The following is a 19,717-nucleotide window of genomic DNA, read 5'->3' on the forward strand; positions in this document are numbered from 1 at the left end:
CCAGCACAATTATCCGTTGTAGTTGGAGCCGTAGCTGTAGCGGTACATTCACCCGTTACATCTGCTAAAATTGGTTTTACCGGTTTAGTAACATCTTTAACAATTACATTTTGAGTAGCTGTTTGGGTATTTCCATTACCATCATCAAAAGTCCAAGTGATTACATGAGTACCTTGAGTAGTGTAAGTTAAAGCATCAGTAGTAGTTGCTGTGATTGTTCCAGCACAATTATCCGTTGTAGTTGGAGCCGTAGCTGTAGCGGTACATTCACCCGTTACATCTGCTAAAATTGGTTTTACCGGTTTAGTAACATCTTCAACATTAACTGTTGATGGCGCAGAAGTAGTTTCGCAAGAAGTTAAACTATTAGTTATTTTTACTTTATAATCTCCATTGCTGTTAACTACTAAAGTAGATGATGTTTCATTAGGGATAACAACATTATTTTTGTACCAAACATAAGTTGGAGAAGTAGCGTTTGTATTAGCTGTTAAAATTGTGGTTAAACAAGCTGTTAGTACACCGCTAATTGTTGCTGTTGGTGGATCATTTACAGTAATTGTAGCAGAACCTGTTTGTGCTTGAGAACAAGTTGTTGTACTAGCATCTTTAACACTTACTAGTGAGTAAACAAATGAGCCTGCAGTACTAGTTGGTACTGCCACTGTAGCAGAATTACCACTTGTAGTTGTGATTGTTAAATCACTTCCTCCATTAATTTTATAAGTAAAAGTATACGGAGCTGTTCCAGATGCCCCCGTAAAAGTTATAGTTGGAGGTGTACCATCTTTACATACCGCATTTGTTCCGTTAATAATAGCTGTTGGCAATGGATTTACAGTAACAGTAACAGTAAAAGGAGTACCAGTACAGGTACCAGATTTTGGAGTTACTGTATATACTACATTTACAGGAGCGTTGGTTGAATTAGTAAGTGTGCCGCTAATGTTTGTAGCATTTGTTCCAGCCATTGTTCCTGTAATTCCTGTTACACTTGGTGCGGTCCAGCTATAAGTAGTACCCGATGGAACGACTTCTGAACCACCATTGACAGGAGTAACAGTAAATGTACTTCCACAACAAATTGAAGCAGTCTTATTTGCTATGACAGGTGTAGTACAACAAATACCTGCGGAAATATTTGAAACTGTTTCGCTATCTACATTTTGAGGAGTTGATCCATCGGTTACAGTTAATTTTATGTAGTAAGGATTATTATTTCCTGGTGAAAACGTTGGAGATTGAATTGTAGAAAATTGAGTCCAAATTGAACCATCTGTAGAACTTTCCCATTTATAAGTATAATTATTGTTTCCTCCAGTAGTAGTGCTATTTAAATTTATTACACCGAAAGATGTTCCTCCAGGACAGTTAGGGGTGTAGTTAAATTTTGCAACTAATGGAGTAGCAATTATAGTGTTACCATAGGTTCTACATTTAGAATTTGGTATACCTTGACAAGTTTCTTGGCATATAGATCCACTACCAGAACCCCATCCAACAAATGGATTAGTCATCGTAAGTTCTTCACCACAAGTCCATGTAAATGGAGTAGGATCTACAGCAATTGTTGGAGTACCATTGTTTAAAATTACATCAAAGCATCTTGCATAAGAAATAGTATTCCCCGCAGATGAAATATTTCCCGCTAAAAAAATACCTCGTCTGGATGAGTTAGTACCATTTGTAATACTTACTGCAAGATAAACATTTACATTGCCTAGTTGTGAACAAGCTGAAGTAGCTAAAGGAGTTCCTGCTAAATCAGATGCAAGGTAAATTTTATTAAGTGTAAATTCTCCCGAAGAACCTGGAGAACTCCAACATGATTGAGAAACTTGAGCAGATGTGGATAACGATATAATGCTAAAAAGTAATAAATAAAAAATCGGATTTAAAATCACTCCTAATCTTATTTTTTTATTTTGTTTTAGGTTAGGTAGAATTGTTTTCATATAATCAATTTTAATATTGTTGGAGCTTAATATTATGTCTCAGTGTAAAAAAATACGGTATTCTATAATTTGATACGAATCTAGATACATTATAATTCAAGAATAAATTTTCTCTTCAAACAACCTAAAAACTCGTTAAAAAGCGTTTTTAATTGTGGAATAAAACTTATAACTTGGTTAAAATTTTCTTATAGGTTTAGTTTTGTTCTTAAAAACGTGTTAAAAAGTAATTTTCCTTTTTTATTTTATTAGACGATAAATTGTTAATAAAATATATAGTTCTTGTTTTTTTAGCAAAATATTTTTTATAATCTCAAATTGGAATAAAACGCAAAATTTAAGAAATTAAAAAACCGATAAAATGTAAAAAAAACGGGTAAAATACGTTAAACGTTAATAAAAGTAAGTTAATTATTATAAAATAAATGTTTTGAAAAAATACTCAGGTGTGGTTTAATGGTAAAACTAAGAGATGTTTATTTTGTTTTGATTTATAATTTATTCCCAGATTAATTGTATCTTTCTAATAAAGAAATTGTAAAACAGACAGTCATAAAAATAATGATATGAAAAATTTAATATTAGTAAGGCATGCCAAATCCAATTGGGATATGCCTTTGAAAGATATAGACAGACCTTTGGATCAACGGGGCTTAAATGATGCTCATCTGGTTTCCTCGAATATTCAAAAGCATATTCCTGGAAAATATATCATCTGGAGCAGTATTGCTAAAAGAGCTTCGGACACAGCGGTAATTTTTGCGCAGAATATTTTATACCCTATCGAAAATATTTTGTACAAAGAAGATTTATATACTTTTGATGAAAAACAATTAGAACAAGTTATCAAATCATGTAATAATAGTTTTGATAGTGTAATTCTTTTTGGTCATAATGCTGCCATTACAAATTTTGTTAATAAATTTGGAGATGAATTTATAGAAAATGTGCCCACCAGCGGCTTTGTTTCACTTCAGTTTGAAAGCAATTGCTGGGAAGAAATAAGTAAGGGAAAAACTAAAAAAATAATAATTCCAAAAGATTTTAAATAAAAAATGTTTGATCAAAAATATATTGACAGAGAAAAAAGTTGGTTAGCATTTAACGCCAGAGTACTTCAGGAAGCCGCAGACGATTCGGTTCCATTATTAGACAGATTACGTTTTTTAGGAATTTTTTCCAATAATTTAGATGAGTTTTTCCGAGTCAGATTTGCAGCCATTCGGCGATTAAGTTTGTCGGGTAAATCCGGTGAGAAAATATTAGGAGGCATATCAGCGCAGCAATTGGTGAAAGACATTACTGAAATTGTAATTGAACATCAGACTGAAAGTCTGGCAATCCTCAGAGAAATAGAATTAAGATTAGAAACGGAAAACATCTTCATTATTGATGAAAGTGAAATTTCAACAGAACAGGAAGTTTTTTTAAAGGATTATTTTATTCAGACTCTGAGTCCTGAATTAGTGACGATTATCTTAAATGATCTGGCTGAATTTCCATTGTTAAAAGATAATATTGGTTATTTAGCCGTGAAATTAGTAATGAAAGAGGATGAAGCCGTTCATTATGCCATAATTGAAATTCCAAAAACAATAAATCGTTTTGTTGTTCTGCCTTCAAATGATAATAAAAAATACGTCATTCTTATTGATGACGTGATTCGACACAATCTAAAAAGTATTTTTAATATTTTTGATTGCGAAAGTATTTCTGCACATATGATTAAAATAAGCAGAGATGCCCAGCTCGATATTGATAGTGATTTGAGCAAAAGTATGCTGGAAAAAATTTCTACCAGTGTAAAAGAAAGAAGGATAGGGGAGCCGGTACGTTTTATCTACGATCAGATGATTGAAGAGGATACATTGCAGTTTTTTCTGGATAAAATGAAAATTGTTTCTACTGACAGCATTATTCCCGGGGGAAGATATCATAACAGAAGAGATTATATGGAGTTTCCTAATCTGGGAAGATTTGATTTATTGTATAAAAAGAATATTCCGTTACCTATTCCGGGATTAAATTTGGAAGGCAGTATTTTAGAAAAAATCAGCAAGAAAGATTATCTTTTACATGCTCCTTATCAGTCATTTTCTTATTTGACAAAATTTTTAAGAGAAGCCGCCCTGGATCCGAAAGTGACTTCCATAAAAATTACTTTATACCGACTGGCTAAAAATTCCCAAATCATCAGTTCCTTAATTAATGCTGCTAAAAACGGGAAAAAAGTGACTGTTCAGATTGAATTGCAGGCACGTTTTGATGAAGCATCGAATATTTCCTATTCCGAACAAATGCAACAGGAAGGAATTGATCTTATTTTTGGTATCAAAGGCCTGAAAGTACACAGTAAAATTTGTGTTATCGAAAGAATTGAAAACGAAAAAACAAAACGCTATGGCTTTATTTCGACAGGAAATTTCAATGAAGCCACTGCAAAAATTTATACTGATGTAACCCTTTTTACCAGTCATCAGCAAATATTGAAAGATATTTCTAAAATATTCGATTTTTTTAATATCAACTACAGGGTTCATCGTTACAAGCATCTAATTGTTTCACCGCATTATACCAGAAGTAAATTTTATAAATTTATCGAAAGAGAAATTTCTCATGCACGTGCCGGCAGAATCGCTTATATGAAATTAAAAATGAACAGTCTGTCTGATTTTGCTATGATTGATAAGCTGTATGAAGCAAGTAATGCAGGCGTGAAAATCCAGTTGGAGGTAAGAGGAATTTGCTCTTTAATTCCGGGTATAAAAGGAATGAGTGAAAATATTGAGGCTATAAGTATCGTAGATAATTATCTGGAACATTCCCGTATTTACATTTTTGGTAACGGAGGACAAACAGAAGTTTACATTTCATCAGCGGATTTTATGACGAGGAATTTAGATGGCAGAGTTGAAGTCACCTGTCCTATATATGATGAAGATATAAAAAATGAATTAATTGAGAACTTTGATATCGCCTGGAAAGGAAATGTTAAAGCTCGTTTTCATTCGTATAAACTGGATAATAAATACCGTAGCAATGACGGAGAAAATATATTCAGGGCACAAATTGAAACTTATAAATATTACCAAAGAAAGGTAGGACTATCAGAGAAAATTATTCTTTAATAAGAAAATAACACAAGTGAGAATAAATGATTAAAATTAAAAAATATGCAGCCATCGATATTGGATCTAATGCCATGCGCTTGTTAGTAGTCAATATTGTGGAACAGGAAGGAAAAGAAACTCAGTTTAACAAAAGTGCTTTGGTGCGTGTTCCTATTCGTTTAGGTCAGGATGCTTTTACTGTGGGAGAAATATCACAAGAAAATTCAGATAGAATGGTAGATGCTATGAAAGCATTTAATCTTTTGATGAAAGTTCATAAAGTAGAAGCCTATAAGGCTTTTGCAACATCAGCAATGCGCGAAGCTTATAATGGTAAAGAAGTAGTAGCGCTGATTAAGAAAAAAGCCGATATAAAAATTGAAATTATTGATGGGAAAAAAGAAGCTGCAATTATTGCATCAACTGATTTACATCATTTGTTAAAAACAGATAAAACCTATTTGTTTGTTGATGTAGGTGGTGGTAGTACAGAATTTACGTTGTTCTCTGATGGAAAAATAGTGACCTCCAGATCATTCAAAGTGGGAACAGTACGTTTACTTAACGAAATGGTATGTGATGTGGTATGGCAGGAAATTGAAAAATGGATTAAAACCAATACTGCTGATTTTGATGAGATTTCTTTAATAGGTTCCGGTGGAAATATCAATAAGTTATTTAAAATGTCAGGGAAAATGCAGGATAAGCCGTTGTCTTATTTGTACATCAATTCCCAATATGCTTTTTTAAACTCACTTACTTATAATCAGCGAATTTCAGAACTTGGATTAAATCCCGATCGAGCCGACGTAATTATTCCTGCTGTTCGTATTTATCTGAATGCCATGAAATGGAGCGGATCGAGAAATATTTATGTGCCTAAAATTGGTCTTTCTGACGGTATTGTGAAAGCAATGTACTTTGGTAAAATATAAAAAAATGAATAAAAACAGATTAGAAGCTTTTAGTGATGGCGTTTTGGCGATTGTAATTACCATTATGGTCTTGGAATTAAAAATGCCCGAAGAGGAACATTTTAGTGATTTGCTTCCTCTTTTTCCTGTATTTATGAGTTATATTTTAAGCTTTATTTATGTTGGAATTTATTGGAACAACCACCATCATTTGTTACATAGTGCAACAAAAGTAAATGGTAAAATTTTGTGGGCAAATCTTCATTTGCTTTTTTGGCTTTCCTTAATTCCGGCCTCTACAGCCTGGATGGGAGAACATAATTTTGCAAAAGCTACGGTTACCGTTTACGGAATTGTGCTTTTTATGTCGGCGGTGGCATTTGTTATTTTACAAACAACCATTATTAGTTTAGACGGTAAAAAATCGTTTCTGGCTCAAGCCATCGGAAAAGATATTAAAGGAAAATTGTCAGACGGATTGTATTTAGCAGCAATTATTATTTCTTTTTTCAATCAGTGGATTTCACTGGCCATTTATCTTATAGTTGCCTTAATGTGGTTGATTCCGGATACCAGAATTGAAAAGAAAATTTTAGAAAAGCAAAATTAAACTAAGCATTTATATCTAATCCAAATGTAGAACGTAACAAGTCTATGTTTGGATTTATTTCTTGTAAACGATTGTATTTATCCTGGTCGTTTAATGCTTTCTTGATTGATACATTTTCATTTACAATTACTTCTATCGTAACATTGTGATTGTGAAGATGTCCCCTAAGATGCCCTAAAAGGCCGTTCATTTCTTTTTCAAAATCCAGTTTCGAACCTTCATTGGGTAATTCAATACTTATTGTGGTTCCGTTTAAAACAGGGTCATTAATCAGTAATAAAGATTCCATGATTCTAAAACCTTTATCACCTAATCTTTTAGCATAATTAGTCCATTGCAATAGCATTTCGGTCTCTGTGAAAGCTTCAGTAGGCAAATCAACGGTTTCCCGGACTATTACTTTTTTAGTTTCTTCTAATGCTTTTTTGGCACGAATACTTGATAGTGATAGTGCTGAAAACTGAGGACCTGTTGGTTCTGCTTTTTTTACAGCTTCCGGAGAAGGTGGAGTTGCAACAGCGGCTTCTTTTGGAGGAACTGCCGGTGATGAAACCGTATTTTCAATAGTTTTTTTAGGTTGTTCAGCTATTGAATAATCATTTTTTCTAAAATAAGTGGGCGGAATTATAAAGGACTCAGCTTTTTTTTTTTCTCCATCAAAAGTGACAGAGGCTAATTGCATTAAGCAAAGTTCAACCAGTAATCGCTGGTTTTGACTTAATTTGTATTTTAAATCACATTCATTTGCAATAGCAATTCCTTGTAAAAGAAATTCCTGAGTACATTTTTGAGACTGAACTCCGTACATTTTTTGTGCTTGTTCACCTACTTCCAATAAACTTAAAGTGGCAGGTGTTTTACTGACTAATAAATCTCTGAAATGAGATGCTAAACCCGCCACAAAATGATGTGCATCAAATCCTTTAGCAAGAATATCATTGAAACTTATTAGTAAATCAGGGATTTTATTTTCTAAGATTAAATCGGTTACATTAATGTAGGTTTCATAATCCAGTACGTTCAGGTTTTCGGTAACAGCCTGACGTGTTAAATTGCTTCCGCAATACGAAACTACACGGTCAAAAATAGACAAAGCATCGCGCATAGCACCATCGGCTTTTTGAGCGATAATGTGCAAAGCATCATCTTCAAACTCAATCCCTTGGTTTTGTGCTACTTCAGCCAGATGTTCCTTAGCATCTTTTACGGTAATTCTTTTAAAATCAAATATCTGACAACGGGATAAAATCGTTGGAATAATTTTATGTTTTTCGGTCGTTGCCAAAATAAAAATGGCGTGTTTAGGTGGTTCCTCTAATGTTTTCAGGAAAGCATTAAAAGCTGCCGATGACAACATGTGCACCTCGTCAATGATGTAAACTTTGTATTTTCCGGTTTGTGGCGGGATTCGAACCTGATCAATCAAATTACGAATATCGTCTACCGAATTGTTTGAAGCAGCATCCAATTCGAAAACATTAAAAGCAAAGTCTTCGTTAGGATCGTCATATCCGGGCTGATTGATTTTTCGGGCCAGAATTCTGGCACAGGTAGTTTTTCCAACACCTCTGGGACCTGTAAATAAAAGGGCAGAAGCCAAATGGTTGTTTTCTATAGCGTTCAGTAAAGTATTGGTAATCGCTTTTTGTCCCACAACATCATTAAATGTTTGCGGGCGGTATTTGCGTGCTGATACTATAAATTGTTCCATAGAAATTTTATTCGAAAGCAAATATAGGGTTTAATTTAAAGATGGAAAAATTTAAATATTGAAAGATTTTAGAAAAAATTGACGACTATTTTTTCCTCGCTTTAATACTAAGATTGATTAATAACTGAGCTGTTTCAGTAATAGAATTAGCAGCAAAACCGGTTACATAAACTCCTTTTTTTCCTGATTTAGACTGGATACCAAACACAATAGCTTCATCATCAGGATTGGATTCTCCTTCATAACGATAAATGTGTTTGATTTGGTAATTATCAGGATTTTTTAATATCACATCTTCATGTTGATTAAAATCATAATTAAAACCATTTTCGTTCAGTTCATCTAAAGCTTTTGAAACCGATTTGTAGTGATATACAGCATCCATAATGTTGGTTTTTTAGAAGTTAAAAAAGTTACTTAAATATAACTATTTTATTTTGAATGTGTTGTATGAAATATCAGTTAATGTACTTTTATCGGAGTTGTTAGCATGGTTTTATTATTGTACTTTTGCAGCGCAGACCGCCTTATCGCTTTATACTGAACTTGTTTCAGTGTCTTAATTTAAGTTTCCGAATCAAGTTCGGAATAAAGAGGAAAGTCCGGACACCACAGAGAAGCATAGCGGGTAACACCCGTCATCCGCCGCGGCGGATAGGACAAGTGCAACAGAAAGTATGTACAGGTAATGCTGTAGTGAAACCAGGTAAACTCTATGCGGTGAAATACCAAGTATATCAGCATTTAAGGATTTCTCGTCCGTTGCTGAAGGGTAGGTAGCTCGATCTTGTTGGTAACAACAAGGCTAGATAAATGATAAGGGTTCGCCTCGGCGAATACAGAATCCGGCTTACAGGTCTGTTTTTTATTTAAAAATAAAAAAGACCGATATTGAAAATCAATATCGGTCTTTTTTGTTTCAGAGATTTTTTATCACGGAATCTGAAAATTATTTTTTCGGTGTTTTTTTAACTTCTTCAGCGGGTTTTACTTTCTTTTTATAAAGAGGCACAAAATAAGTTACGGTGTAATTAAAACCAACTCCAAAATTACCATTATAGGTCCGGTTGAATCCCGGAATATACAGGTTTTCAAAATTATCCGGTTGTTTGTTAGTAATCAGTCTGTTGAACCGGAGACTGAATCCCATAAATACATTATTAAATACCTTAGCTTTCATTCCGGCTACTACTTCAATCCAGCTTGCTGTTAAACCATTGTATTTTTGTCCGGAATTGACTGGGGGAATTTCTCCAAAATATTGGTTGGTGTTGTAAATTTTATAATTATTTAATTGCTGGTTAAAAGTACTGAAACCATAACGCAAACCTATAGAAATTATGTTTTCCATATCGAGCCAGTTTTCGTAGCCGTTATAATCAAAACCTGCTTTTATATAAGAACCCTTGGTTGTGAAATTAAGGCGCGCATCATCGGTAGTTTTGTTTTCATTTCCTACCTCGGCAGCGATGTAATATTTTTTATTTAACCGATAATCACCTACTAACTCTAATCCTGTATAATCTTTGTCATAAAAACTGCGACTCAGTTTAAACAAATCAATTCCCAACCGTATTCCGTAACGATTTGTTTTAACAGGAACAACAACCGAATCTTTTTTTATAGTTACCGTATCTTTAGCAACAACGGTTTTAGAAGATACAGTAGCACTTGTAACGCTGTCTTTGAGTTTAAGCTGCGGAGCTTCTTTTCTTTGCGCATTCGCTAAGAACAATGACAACAGGAAAATAAGGTTAAAAATAGATTTCAAGATGTGTTTCATTTTCGTTAGCTATACTATAATTATTAACTGCGATAACCTGCATCCATAATAAATCCGGTGTTGCAGCATCTGTTTGTACAAATGGAGTTATCGGGTCTAAAGTAAAATTGGTCTTAAATCCGCAGGCACGTGATACATATACATTTTCGGTTTTGTAATTAAAAGTAATGATATCTTCGTTGGCCGGTGCTGCCGGATTGGTACTGCCAAAATTTCTTATGAAACGAAAAGTGGTTGTTTCGGCATTTGTTTGCAGCGGAACAGCAACTGTACTTCCGTTAATTAATGTGCTTCCGTTATAGCTAATACCTTCTTCCATACCCTCAGCAATTATGGTCAGATTGGTTACGCTTTTTTCTACTGAAGAATTGTTGAAATCATAAAAAGTAATGACTAATCGCGATGTTGTCACTGTATTAGCATCACAAATATCATCTTTCTCACAACCAGAGAAGGTGAAGCAGAGTATTAATAAAAGTAATATCGTTTTTTTCATATTTTTTAGTCTTAGTCCCTAGTTATTAGTTCTTAGTCCTTAGTCTTTGGTTATTTTTTTAAAACTAAGGACTAGGTACAATGTACTAATTGCTATCTTCTTTCTAACAACACCACATTTTCTACGTGATGTGTTTGCGGAAACATATCTACAGGACGTACTTTAGTTACTTTATATTTCTCGTCCATTAAAGCCAAATCACGCGCTTGTGTAGCCGAATTACAACTTACATAAACCACTTTTTCAGGAGCAATTTTCATGATTTGTTCAATCACGTCTTTGTGCATTCCATCACGTGGTGGATCCGTAATAATAACGTCAGGCTGACCCTGTTGTGCAATAAAAGCATCGTTGAAAACGACTTTCATATCTCCAACAAAGAACTCACAATTGTCAATGTTATTGCGTTCGGCATTGGCTTTAGCATCTTTAATCGCATCCGGAACACTTTCTACACCAATTACTTTTTTTGCTTTTTTAGAAACAAATTGTGCAATAGTTCCTGTTCCGGTATATAAATCATAAACGGTTTCTTTTCCGGTCAATCCGGCAAAATCCCGCGTTATTTTGTATAATTCGTATGCCTGATCTGAGTTGGTCTGGTAAAAGGATTTGGCATTAATGCTAAATTTTAAACCTTCCATTTCTTCCAGGATGTAATCACGTCCTTTGTACAGTTTAATATCCTGATCGTAAAGCGTATCATTTGCTTTATTGTTCACTACATATTGCAACGAAGTGATTTGCGGAAATTTGGCATACATGTGATCTAATAATAATTCCCTGTTGGCTTTATCATCTTCGAAAAACTGAATCAAAAGCATGATTTCGCCAGTCGAAGCGGTACGCAACATAACGGTTCTCAACAAACCCGAATGTTCTCTGGGATTAAAGAAAGTTAAATCATTTGCGTTAGCAAAATCACGAATTTCATTTCGAATTGCGTTTGAAGGATCTTCCTGCAAATGACATTTTTTGATGTCCAGGATTTTGTCCCACATTTTTGGGATATGAAAACCAAGGGCATTTCTGTTTCCTAAATCTTCATCGCTTCCAATTTCAGCTTCGGTTAACCAACGGCTGTTGGAGAACGAAAATTCCATTTTATTTCTGTAGAAAAACTTTTTCTCCGAACCTAAGATCGGTTCGAACTCAGGAAGTTCAATTTTTCCAATGCGTTGGAGGTGATTTTTTACTTCGTTGTGCTTGAAAAATAATTGTTGGTCGTAGTTCATATTTTGCCATTTGCAACCACCGCAAACACCAAAATGCTCGCAGACAGGATCTACACGATGCTCTGAAAATTCATGGAATTTAACCGCTTTTCCTTCGTAATAGGCTTTTCGCTTTTTGAAAGTTTGGACATCCACCACGTCACCCGGAACCACATTTGGAATAAACACTACTTTTCCATCGGGAGCCTTTGCTACCGAAACGCCTTTTGCACCTGCATCAAGGACTTTTATCTGATGAAAGACAACTTTGTCTGTATTTTTTCTACCCATGGCGCAAAAATAAGTGTTTGTTCGCTTTTATAAATTCAAATTGGGAAATATTTTTGAAAAGTGGCGAATTTTATTGTAGTTGCAATTTGTAAGTGCCTTTTCTATTGCAAAATCAAGGCTTCTCTCTCCCTATAAATTTTTCTTTTCCTAATAAAAAGTCAATAGATTTAAGTACATTTTTATCGACACTTTCTTCCGTTTTTAAATGCGAAATGTATCGAATGATTTCATGTTGTAATGAAGGTCTTAAATTTTGAAAAACAGTATTAGCTTCTTCGTTTTCGTTTAAAGCTTGTAAAAGTTTGGGGTGAATGGGGATTTCTCTTTTTTCAGCATCATAACTTATGCTAATTTCTATTTGTTCTCCAATTCTTTTAGGTGAATTTTTAAGCATTTTAGTATTGATGTACAAACGCCATTCCCCCTTAAATTTCATTAAAGTTTGAATATAAGGAAGTGAATTAACAGTTCCTTTAATTGGAATAGGACCTTTGGATTTTCCGGCTTGTTCAAAAATGGCATTTAAAATTTCTTCGGGTACAAAAACAAACGGATTGATACCAATAATTTCAATGGTTGCCAAAAAAGTATAGCTTGTTTCTACTGCCATAAAGAAAGATTTTATCTATTTGCTAAAATAGAAAAAATGCTCTGGAATTTAGTAAATACAAAACCTCGTTTACCCAAAATTGGAAAACGAGGTTTTGTATTTTAAAAGAAGGAATTTTTCAATCCTTCAATCTTTTAATCTTTCAATATAAAAAAATTACAAATCCGATTTTAAAACCGCACCGTTGCTGGCATTGGTTACTAAAGAGCGGTATTGTCCTAACCATCTTGAAGTTAATTCTTTTTTCAACGGAACAAATTCCGCTTTTCTTTTAGCAATTTCTTCATCAGATAAGTTTACCGATAAAATGTATTGATCTACGTCGATGTGAATTTCGTCTCCATCTTTCAATAAACCAATCATTCCACCTTCGGCAGCTTCCGGAGAAACGTGTCCAATAGAAGCTCCACGTGTTGCACCACTAAAACGACCATCGGTAATTAAAGCAACCGACTTTCCAAGTCCCATTCCCATAATTAAAGAGGTAGGAGCCAGCATTTCCTGCATTCCCGGACCACCTTTAGGACCTTCGTAACGAATAACAACAACATTTCCTGCTTTGACTTTTCCGCCAAGAATTCCTTCAATAGCTTCAGCCTGTCCGTCAAAACAAACGGCTGTTCCTGTGAAAACACGGTCTCCGGTAATTCCGGCAGTTTTAATAACAGCACCTTGTTCCGCCAGATTTCCGTACAAAACCGCTAAACCACCCACTTCAGAATAAGGGTTGTCGATGGTGTGGATAATGTTTGTATCCTTGATATAAGCATCTTTGATTTTTTCTAAAATCGTTTCTCCTGTAATAGTAAGGTTGTCTAAAAGGATGTCATCACCACGTTTGGTCATTTCTTTCATTACGGCATTTACACCACCTGCAGTGTTAATGTCTTCCATGTGAACGGTTGATAAACTTGGAGAGATTTTAGCAATGTGAGAAACTCTTTTTGAAATTTTATTGATGTCTTCCAAATTAAAGTTAACATTCGCTTCTTTAGCAATAGCCAACATGTGTAAAACCGTATTCGAACTTCCGCCCATAGCCATATCTACTGCAAAAGCATTTCTTACGGCATTTTCATTAAGGATGTTTTTCAACTTGAATTTTTCGGTTTGTGCACTGTCTTTGGCAATTTCGCAAATTCTTCTTGCCGCCTGACGGTATAATTCTTCACGTTCTTTGGTTAAAGCTAAGATGGTTCCGTTTCCAGGAAGTGCAATTCCCATGGCTTCCATCAAAGTATTCATAGAATTAGCGGTGAACATTCCGGAGCAACTTCCTCCTGATGGACAGGCATTACACTCAATGTCTTTTAATTCTTCATCGGTAATTTCACCTAATTCGTGTTTTCCTACAGCCTCAAAAGCCGTAGCCAAATCGATAGGCACACCATCTTTAGTATGTCCTTTTTTCATTGGTCCACCACTCACAAAAATAGTAGGAACATCAACTCTTAAAGCTCCCATAATCATACCCGGAACAATTTTATCACAGTTAGGAATCGCAATCATAGCGTCCAGCTTGTGAGCGTTCATTACAGTTTCAATAGAGTTTGCAATAAGTTCTCTTGATGGTAACGAGAAAAGCATTCCGTCATGTCCCATAGCAATCCCGTCATCCACTCCAATAGTGTTGAATTCAAAAGGAACGCAGCCATTGGCTTTAATTTCTTCTTTAATCACTCTTGAAACTCTGTCCAGGAAAAAGTGTCCGGGGATAATTTCGATATAAGAATTGGCAACCCCAATAAATGGCTTGTCAAAATCTTCATCGACTAAGCCTGTTGCTCTGAATAATGATCTGTGCGGCGTTCTTTGATGTCCTTTTTTTACTTCATCACTTCTCATAATAAACTTAAGTTTTTATATACTTTTGTAATTTGTATGATTATTTTTTTTTCGGCGGCAAAGATAAGTAATCTTAGAAATAAACTTTTAATGAATTCTGTTATTATTAATAAAAGAGCTATTTTATCTTTGTTTCTAAATTAGTTAAGAAAATGAATTTTATATCAAAAAGGAAAGTAGTATTTATTAGCTTTTGTACTATTGTTTGTGCTGTGTTTTATAGTTGTGCAGATGCTAATAAGGAAGGTGAATATTTTTATTATCGTGCCATAAATGACAGGGATACTGCTTTGCTTCGCTATACCAAGTTAGAAGACAATCGTATTTTTGGTCAGTATGAAGTGATTTATAGTCAATCCAGAAAAGATTCAGGCGAAATAAGAGGCATTATTTCCGGTGATACTCTTAAAGGGAGTTTTTATTATCATCCTTATGGTGGCGGAGTTTTAAAGAGATATCCTGTTGCTTTACTGAAACGAGAAAATAAATTATTGTTAGGTAAAGGAGTAATTTCAATTTATATGGGAATTCCTTTTTTTTTAAAAGGGGATACCATAGATTATAGTAATCCTGAGTTTATATTTGAAGAAATTAAAAAATAAAGTTGATAAAAATCCGTCCCTTTTTTTAGAATGAAACGGATTTTCATTTTTAGTCCAAAACTACTAAACAATCAAAAAATGTTTCTTTTAAATGTTGGTTGTAAGTTTTCATGTCTTTTTCAATATTGGCATTTTTTTCCACATCATGAAAGTGATAACTTTTTAATGGAGTCATTCCTGTAAAAGCATTCATGCGGTGGAAACCAAAAAAAGGTCCTTCGTCAACGGATTTTTGATTGAAAAATTCGCCTGGAAGTGTAAAAGCGGTGGCAGGAGCATTCCAGGTGGTAGTAAGCATGTATTTTTTGCCATGCATCATTCCGCCCGTACCGTAATTGATGTCCGGATTGCTTGATTTTCTGCCGTCACTGCGATAAATTCCTTTGTTGTGTCCTGCAGTAAAAACTTCGTCTATGTATTTTTTAAAATTGTATGGCAATTGAAACCACCAAACGGGTGTGTGGTAAATAATAACATCAGCCCAGACAAATTTGTTGACTTCTTCGTCAGCTGTGTATCCGTTTTCGATTGTTGTGGTTTGAACGATTATATCTTCTGCTTGTTCGAAAAATTGCTGAGTAGTTTCAGTAATGGTGTTGTTAAACAATCCGCCGGAATGACCAAAACGTTGTCCTGCATTTATGATAAATATCTTTTTCATACATGTTTTATTTTTATGTTGGTACAAAGTTAGAGTAGATATTAGTATTATTAAAATAGTATAATTTATATATTTGTATTATAAATATAATAGTTATGGTCAATTTAGAATGGTATCGTACTTTTAAAGCGATTTATAAAACAGGAACATTAACAAAAGCTGCCGATGCACTTTTTATTTCGCAGCCCGGCGTGAGTTTGCATCTGAGTTCCTTAGAAAGTTATGTAGGTTATAAACTTTTTGATAGGACAGGACGTAAAATGATTCCAACTGAAAGAGGCAAAATTTTATACAACGCCATTGCTGAAGGTTTGAAAATTCTGGAAGATGCCGAGAAAAATTTTCAACGCAGTACTGAAAAGCACACGCCAACAATTAGTATCGGAATGTGTTTTGAGACTTTCCAAATTACTTTAGAACAATACATTTCGACCTTACCCTTTAATGTGATTATTCGTTTTGGTGAATATCCTGAAATGCTCGAAAATTTAAATAAGGGAATTTTAGATTTGGTAATTTCTCCACAAAAAGTAGATTCAGTTAATATTTCCTATGAAGCATTTTCGTCAGAAACCATTGTTTTGGTTGGAGGAAGTGAAGTTGATGATTCGGAGTTACAGCAATTGGTCAAACAAAAAAAATATAAAGCAGTTGAGAATTATTTGAAAAGTCAAAAATGGTATGGAACAACGGGAGATATGGAACATCTTTTTCGTTTTTGGCAACTCAATTTTGATAATTTTCCGGATTTCAGACCCAATTATATTGTTCCCAATATCCATTCTATTGTGCGATGTTTAAATGGAGCCAACGGATTAGCTGTTATTCCTGATTTTTTATGTAAAAAAGAAGTAGAAAGTGGCACTGTAAAATTGCTTTGGGAAGGACATAAAAAGTTGAAAAACACGCTTTATTTTGCGAACAGAAAAAATACTGCTTACGAGAAAGAGCTCGATTTAATAAAAGATTTGTTTAAAAAGGTGATGTTGTAAAATCAACACAGCCCGTTACCGGACTATGTTGACTTTTATTTTTACCATAAATGCTGTACTTCTTTTTTGATGTAGTGCTCGTAGATTTCGTTCATGGCAGCAATTTTTTCCGGATTTAATAAAGGCAAATCTAATGTTGAAAGATTGGACATTACGTGACCTTCGGTAGAAGCCCCGGGTATAATACAGCTTACTTCTTTAAAATTTAAAATCCATTGTAAAGCTAGAGGAGCCAGATTTGTTACTTCAGGAAACAATTTTTTTAATTCGTTTACAGCTATTAAACCCAATTCATAGTTAATGCCTGAGAAGGTTTCTCCTTTATCAAAAGAAGCGCCCTCGCGATTGAAAAAGCGATGATCTTTGCTGTCAAAAATAGATTTTTCAGAGAATTTTCCGGTGAGAAGTCCGCTGGCTAAAGGGACACGGGCAATGATTCCCACATCTTTTTTCTGTGCTTCTTTAAAGAAAAGTTCTGACGGACGCTGTCTGAAAAGATTAAAAATAATCTGAACTGTAGTCACATTTGGAAACTCAATAGCTTTGAGACCTTCTTCTACTTTTTCAACACTCACCCCAAGATTCTGAATTTTACCTTCTTTTTTTAATTTGTCAAAAAGTTCAAAAATTTCAGGACGGTAATAAACTTCAGTAGGGGGACAGTGCAACTGAATTAAATCGATGGTATCTAATTGCAGTCTTTTCAGGCTGTCTTCTACATATTTTTGTAACACCTTTGGCTGATAGCCTTCATTAACATGCGGATTAATTTGACGACCGCACTTAGTAGCGACATAAATTCGTTCGGAACGCGACCGGACTACTCTTCCTACAGCAGTTTCACTTAATCCATTTTCATAGACATCAGCAGTGTCAATAAAGTTCACTCCTTTATCAATTGCGGCATTTAACAATTCATCAGCAGACTCATTATTAAATGAAGAACCCCATTTTCCGCCCACCTGCCAGGTTCCAAGGGCTATTTCTGAAACTTCAAAGTTTGTTTTTCCTAATTTACGATAGTTCATTTTTGTATATTTTTATAAATTATTTATTATTTCCTGAATCGCTTTTTCGATAAGCGGACTCATAATTTCATAACCGGCACTGTTAGGATGCACCCCATCTTCTGACAGTTGTTTCTTTAAACCTTTTTGCTCATCAGCCATTTCAGGATAATAATCTACAAAAGAGATTCTGTGAGACAGTGCATATTCCTTGAGTAGTGCATTTAGTTCTGTAATTAAATCTGCTGGTTTTTCTTTTGGATTCCAATAGAAATAATTAGCCGGTAAGACAGAACAAAGGATTACTTTGATTTGGTGAACCTGAGCCAGTTCAACCATTGAATAAATATTATTGGTAATCATTTCAATTGTTGCCGGTCCTGTATTTCCGGCAATATCATTACCTCCTGCTAAAATTACAACAATTTTAGGATTTAATGCAATAACATCTGCTCTAAAACGCAGTAGCATTTGTGGTGTCGTCTGACCGCTGATGCCTCTGTTAATGTAAGATTTGTTTTGAGAAAAAAAAGGATGTTCCTTACTCCAGAACTCAGTAATTGAATCGCCTAAAAAAATTACTCTGTTTTCATCAGAAATGGGCAGAGGTAGTGAAGCATTCTCTTGTTGGTATTTTGATAAATAAGGCCAATCCTGCATAGCATATTATTTTTTAGCTTTCATAATAGCGTTATAAACAAAGCTAACAATTTTTTTGAAATTACTATTTAGTTTAAAAGATGGATTTTTAAGTATTAATATGATATTTTCGTACATTTGGATTGCACTGCAAAAACAAATGATTTTATGAGATTATATCAAAAATTAGGAACTATTGGTTTTCTTAAAAATAGTTACGTTTATAAATTTCTATTTGTAGCTTTTATTGGCATTCATATTCCGTTAATAGGAATTTTATTTTTTGTTATTTATACAAAAGTAAATTTTTCAGCAGCTTCTTTATTGGTTTTTTCTTTAATAATTACCTTACTGGCTACCGGAATGACATTATTTGTTTTAAATAAATTAATGAAGCCTATAGAATTAGCTTCTAATGCACTCAATGCCTACAGAATGAATAAAAAGATTCCTGTTTTACCATTAAATCATAGTGATGAAGCGGGTTTACTATTATCCAATATTCATGATTCTATTGCAGAATCTGAGAAATTTATTAGAGAAAAACAAGACTTAATTTATTTGCTTTCACACGATTTGAAAACATTTGCCGGGCATCCGGGATCTTTAGCAGCATTAATTTTAGAATCGGATCCAACAGAAGAAATAAAGGAATTAGCACAGTTAATTTGTCAGTCTTCAAATGAGCAATTTCAATATATTGACAAGTTTATAAAAATGCTGAAAGAACAGGATGAGCTGTTGAAAGTAAATTCAGAATTTAGCACGATTAATCTGGATGAAATGATAATTTCGATTGAAAATCAGTTAAGCAGACTTTTGAGTACTAAGAAAATCAGCTTGGTCAAAAATCTTGATGTTATTGTGGTAAATCTGAAAATAGATCCGGAATTACTCACTCGGGTGATTTTTAATATTATGCATAATGCTATTAAATTCTCTTTTACAGCGTCAAAAATTGAATGTTCCAGTTATGCGGATAATAAAAAAGTATACCTGCAAATTACAGATCACGGAGTAGGTTTTGATACGGATAAAAACGATACAATATTTGCTAAGTTTACTACAATGGGACGTTTAGGTACCTCTGACGAAAAATCTACAGGTTTGGGGCTGTACCTATGCAAACAAATTATTGAAAGAAATGGCGGAACTTTAACAGCTAACAGTGAAGGCGAAAATAAGGGAGCCTGTTTTACAATTGCTTTTGATATCATAAACTAATTGGCTTTTCATTTTATAAAAAAAAGGCAGCTTTAAGAATAAAACTGCCTTTT

General features: G+C 34.1%; 18 protein-coding genes and 1 other RNA gene. 8 read left to right on the top strand and 11 right to left on the bottom strand.

The annotated features are described in order from the left end of the window. Positions 1–1,955, bottom strand: a 1,955-nt coding sequence (locus tag ABS764_RS00005; protein ID WP_408078688.1) for a PKD-like domain-containing protein, incomplete at its 3' end; no start/stop codon positions are given. 566 nt (positions 1,956–2,521) lie between these two features. Between ABS764_RS00005 and ABS764_RS00010 the strand changes: the two genes are divergently transcribed. The 4 genes from ABS764_RS00010 to ABS764_RS00025 are packed head-to-tail and all read left to right on the top strand — an operon-like array spanning position 2,522 to position 6,589. After that, positions 2,522–3,007 carry a SixA phosphatase family protein gene (locus tag ABS764_RS00010; protein WP_408078690.1) on the top strand — a complete coding sequence of 162 codons (486 nt, stop codon included), beginning with the start codon at positions 2,522–2,524 and terminating at the stop codon, positions 3,005–3,007. Positions 3,008–3,010: 3 nt separating this feature from the next. Continuing rightward, positions 3,011–5,083 (top strand): polyphosphate kinase 1, encoded by a 2,073-nt coding sequence (ppk1, locus tag ABS764_RS00015; protein WP_408078692.1) that lies wholly within the window; start codon positions 3,011–3,013, stop codon positions 5,081–5,083. A gap of 26 nt (positions 5,084–5,109) precedes the next feature. Beyond that, complete coding sequence (locus ABS764_RS00020; RefSeq protein WP_408078694.1) at positions 5,110–6,000, top strand: Ppx/GppA phosphatase family protein; 891 nt, start codon at positions 5,110–5,112, stop codon at positions 5,998–6,000. 4 nt (positions 6,001–6,004) lie between these two features. Beyond that, on the top strand, positions 6,005–6,589 hold the full coding sequence (locus tag ABS764_RS00025; RefSeq protein WP_408078695.1) for a TMEM175 family protein: 585 nt from the start codon (positions 6,005–6,007) through the stop codon (positions 6,587–6,589). A 1-nt stretch (position 6,590) separates the two neighbouring features. Here the strand turns inward: ABS764_RS00025 and dnaX are convergent, their stop codons facing one another. Then, positions 6,591–8,300 (bottom strand): DNA polymerase III subunit gamma/tau, encoded by a 1,710-nt coding sequence (gene dnaX / locus ABS764_RS00030; RefSeq protein ID WP_408078697.1) that lies wholly within the window; start codon positions 8,298–8,300, stop codon positions 6,591–6,593. An 85-nt stretch (positions 8,301–8,385) separates the two neighbouring features. Further along, complete coding sequence (locus ABS764_RS00035; RefSeq protein ID WP_408078699.1) at positions 8,386–8,685, bottom strand: hypothetical protein; 300 nt, start codon at positions 8,683–8,685, stop codon at positions 8,386–8,388. A gap of 129 nt (positions 8,686–8,814) precedes the next feature. Between ABS764_RS00035 and rnpB the strand changes: the two genes are divergently transcribed. Continuing rightward, positions 8,815–9,169, top strand: an RNA gene (gene rnpB, locus ABS764_RS00040) — RNase P RNA component class A. Between the two features lie 80 nt (positions 9,170–9,249). Here rnpB and ABS764_RS00045 read toward each other — a convergent pair. From ABS764_RS00045 to ilvD, 5 genes are all read right to left on the bottom strand, one after another. Then, positions 9,250–10,083, bottom strand: a complete 834-nt coding sequence (locus ABS764_RS00045; RefSeq protein ID WP_408078701.1) for a DUF6048 family protein — start codon at positions 10,081–10,083, stop codon at positions 9,250–9,252. Next, the gene (locus tag ABS764_RS00050; protein WP_408078703.1) at positions 10,055–10,579 is read right to left on the bottom strand and encodes a DUF6452 family protein; all 525 of its coding nucleotides are present in this window, start codon (positions 10,577–10,579) and stop codon (positions 10,055–10,057) included. The genes ABS764_RS00045 and ABS764_RS00050 overlap by 29 nt, the downstream gene beginning before the upstream one ends. Positions 10,580–10,671: 92 nt before the next feature. Next, positions 10,672–12,084 (bottom strand): 23S rRNA (uracil(1939)-C(5))-methyltransferase RlmD, encoded by a 1,413-nt coding sequence (gene rlmD, locus ABS764_RS00055; protein ID WP_408078705.1) that lies wholly within the window; start codon positions 12,082–12,084, stop codon positions 10,672–10,674. Between the two features lie 112 nt (positions 12,085–12,196). Then, complete coding sequence (locus ABS764_RS00060) at positions 12,197–12,694, bottom strand: YdeI/OmpD-associated family protein (protein ID WP_408078707.1); 498 nt, start codon at positions 12,692–12,694, stop codon at positions 12,197–12,199. 156 nt (positions 12,695–12,850) lie between these two features. Then, positions 12,851–14,539, bottom strand: a complete 1,689-nt coding sequence (ilvD, locus tag ABS764_RS00065) for a dihydroxy-acid dehydratase (protein ID WP_408078709.1) — start codon at positions 14,537–14,539, stop codon at positions 12,851–12,853. 152 nt (positions 14,540–14,691) lie between these two features. On the opposite strand from ilvD, the gene ABS764_RS00070 reads away from it, so the two are divergent. Continuing rightward, positions 14,692–15,141, top strand: coding sequence for a hypothetical protein (locus ABS764_RS00070; RefSeq protein ID WP_408078711.1), 450 nt, complete (start codon positions 14,692–14,694; stop codon positions 15,139–15,141). 49 nt (positions 15,142–15,190) lie between these two features. On the opposite strand, the gene ABS764_RS00075 is transcribed toward ABS764_RS00070, so the two are convergent. Next, positions 15,191–15,802, bottom strand: a complete 612-nt coding sequence (locus ABS764_RS00075) for an NAD(P)H-dependent oxidoreductase (RefSeq protein WP_408078713.1) — start codon at positions 15,800–15,802, stop codon at positions 15,191–15,193. 95 nt (positions 15,803–15,897) lie between these two features. On the opposite strand from ABS764_RS00075, the gene ABS764_RS00080 reads away from it, so the two are divergent. Then, complete coding sequence (locus ABS764_RS00080) at positions 15,898–16,794, top strand: LysR family transcriptional regulator (protein WP_408078714.1); 897 nt, start codon at positions 15,898–15,900, stop codon at positions 16,792–16,794. A 41-nt stretch (positions 16,795–16,835) separates the two neighbouring features. Here the strand turns inward: ABS764_RS00080 and ABS764_RS00085 are convergent, their stop codons facing one another. Both ABS764_RS00085 and ABS764_RS00090 read right to left on the bottom strand, forming a co-directional pair. Next, positions 16,836–17,822: an aldo/keto reductase gene (locus ABS764_RS00085; protein ID WP_408078715.1), complete on the bottom strand. Its 987-nt coding sequence runs from the start codon at positions 17,820–17,822 to the stop codon at positions 16,836–16,838. Between the two features lie 12 nt (positions 17,823–17,834). Beyond that, positions 17,835–18,461 carry an SGNH/GDSL hydrolase family protein gene (locus tag ABS764_RS00090; protein WP_408078716.1) on the bottom strand — a complete coding sequence of 209 codons (627 nt, stop codon included), beginning with the start codon at positions 18,459–18,461 and terminating at the stop codon, positions 17,835–17,837. A 147-nt stretch (positions 18,462–18,608) separates the two neighbouring features. On the opposite strand from ABS764_RS00090, the gene ABS764_RS00095 reads away from it, so the two are divergent. Continuing rightward, positions 18,609–19,664, top strand: coding sequence for a sensor histidine kinase (locus ABS764_RS00095; protein ID WP_408078717.1), 1,056 nt, complete (start codon positions 18,609–18,611; stop codon positions 19,662–19,664). The last annotated feature ends 53 nt before the right edge of the window (positions 19,665–19,717 follow it).

It is taken from the genome of Flavobacterium plantiphilum (assembly GCF_046000495.1).
GTDB lineage: Bacteria > Bacteroidota > Bacteroidia > Flavobacteriales > Flavobacteriaceae > Flavobacterium > Flavobacterium plantiphilum.

Excerpts from the sequence above, each read along its gene's own strand:
- ABS764_RS00060 (WP_408078707.1), bottom strand. The coding sequence starts at position 12,694 with ATGGCAGTAGAAACAAGCTATACTTTTTTGGCAACCATTGAAATTATT.
- dnaX (WP_408078697.1), bottom strand. The coding sequence starts at position 8,300 with ATGGAACAATTTATAGTATCAGCACGCAAATACCGCCCGCAAACATTT.
- ABS764_RS00075 (WP_408078713.1), bottom strand. The coding sequence starts at position 15,802 with ATGAAAAAGATATTTATCATAAATGCAGGACAACGTTTTGGTCATTCC.
- ABS764_RS00080 (WP_408078714.1), top strand. The coding sequence starts at position 15,898 with ATGGTCAATTTAGAATGGTATCGTACTTTTAAAGCGATTTATAAAACA.
- ilvD (WP_408078709.1), bottom strand. The coding sequence starts at position 14,539 with ATGAGAAGTGATGAAGTAAAAAAAGGACATCAAAGAACGCCGCACAGA.
- ABS764_RS00045 (WP_408078701.1), bottom strand. The coding sequence starts at position 10,083 with ATGAAACACATCTTGAAATCTATTTTTAACCTTATTTTCCTGTTGTCA.
- ABS764_RS00010 (WP_408078690.1), top strand. The coding sequence starts at position 2,522 with ATGAAAAATTTAATATTAGTAAGGCATGCCAAATCCAATTGGGATATG.
- ABS764_RS00020 (WP_408078694.1), top strand. The coding sequence starts at position 5,110 with ATGATTAAAATTAAAAAATATGCAGCCATCGATATTGGATCTAATGCC.
- ABS764_RS00025 (WP_408078695.1), top strand. The coding sequence starts at position 6,005 with ATGAATAAAAACAGATTAGAAGCTTTTAGTGATGGCGTTTTGGCGATT.
- ABS764_RS00085 (WP_408078715.1), bottom strand. The coding sequence starts at position 17,822 with ATGAACTATCGTAAATTAGGAAAAACAAACTTTGAAGTTTCAGAAATA.
- ABS764_RS00035 (WP_408078699.1), bottom strand. The coding sequence starts at position 8,685 with ATGGATGCTGTATATCACTACAAATCGGTTTCAAAAGCTTTAGATGAA.
- rlmD (WP_408078705.1), bottom strand. The coding sequence starts at position 12,084 with ATGGGTAGAAAAAATACAGACAAAGTTGTCTTTCATCAGATAAAAGTC.
- ABS764_RS00050 (WP_408078703.1), bottom strand. The coding sequence starts at position 10,579 with ATGAAAAAAACGATATTACTTTTATTAATACTCTGCTTCACCTTCTCT.
- ABS764_RS00090 (WP_408078716.1), bottom strand. The coding sequence starts at position 18,461 with ATGCAGGATTGGCCTTATTTATCAAAATACCAACAAGAGAATGCTTCA.
- ppk1 (WP_408078692.1), top strand. The coding sequence starts at position 3,011 with ATGTTTGATCAAAAATATATTGACAGAGAAAAAAGTTGGTTAGCATTT.
- ABS764_RS00070 (WP_408078711.1), top strand. The coding sequence starts at position 14,692 with ATGAATTTTATATCAAAAAGGAAAGTAGTATTTATTAGCTTTTGTACT.
- ABS764_RS00095 (WP_408078717.1), top strand. The coding sequence starts at position 18,609 with ATGAGATTATATCAAAAATTAGGAACTATTGGTTTTCTTAAAAATAGT.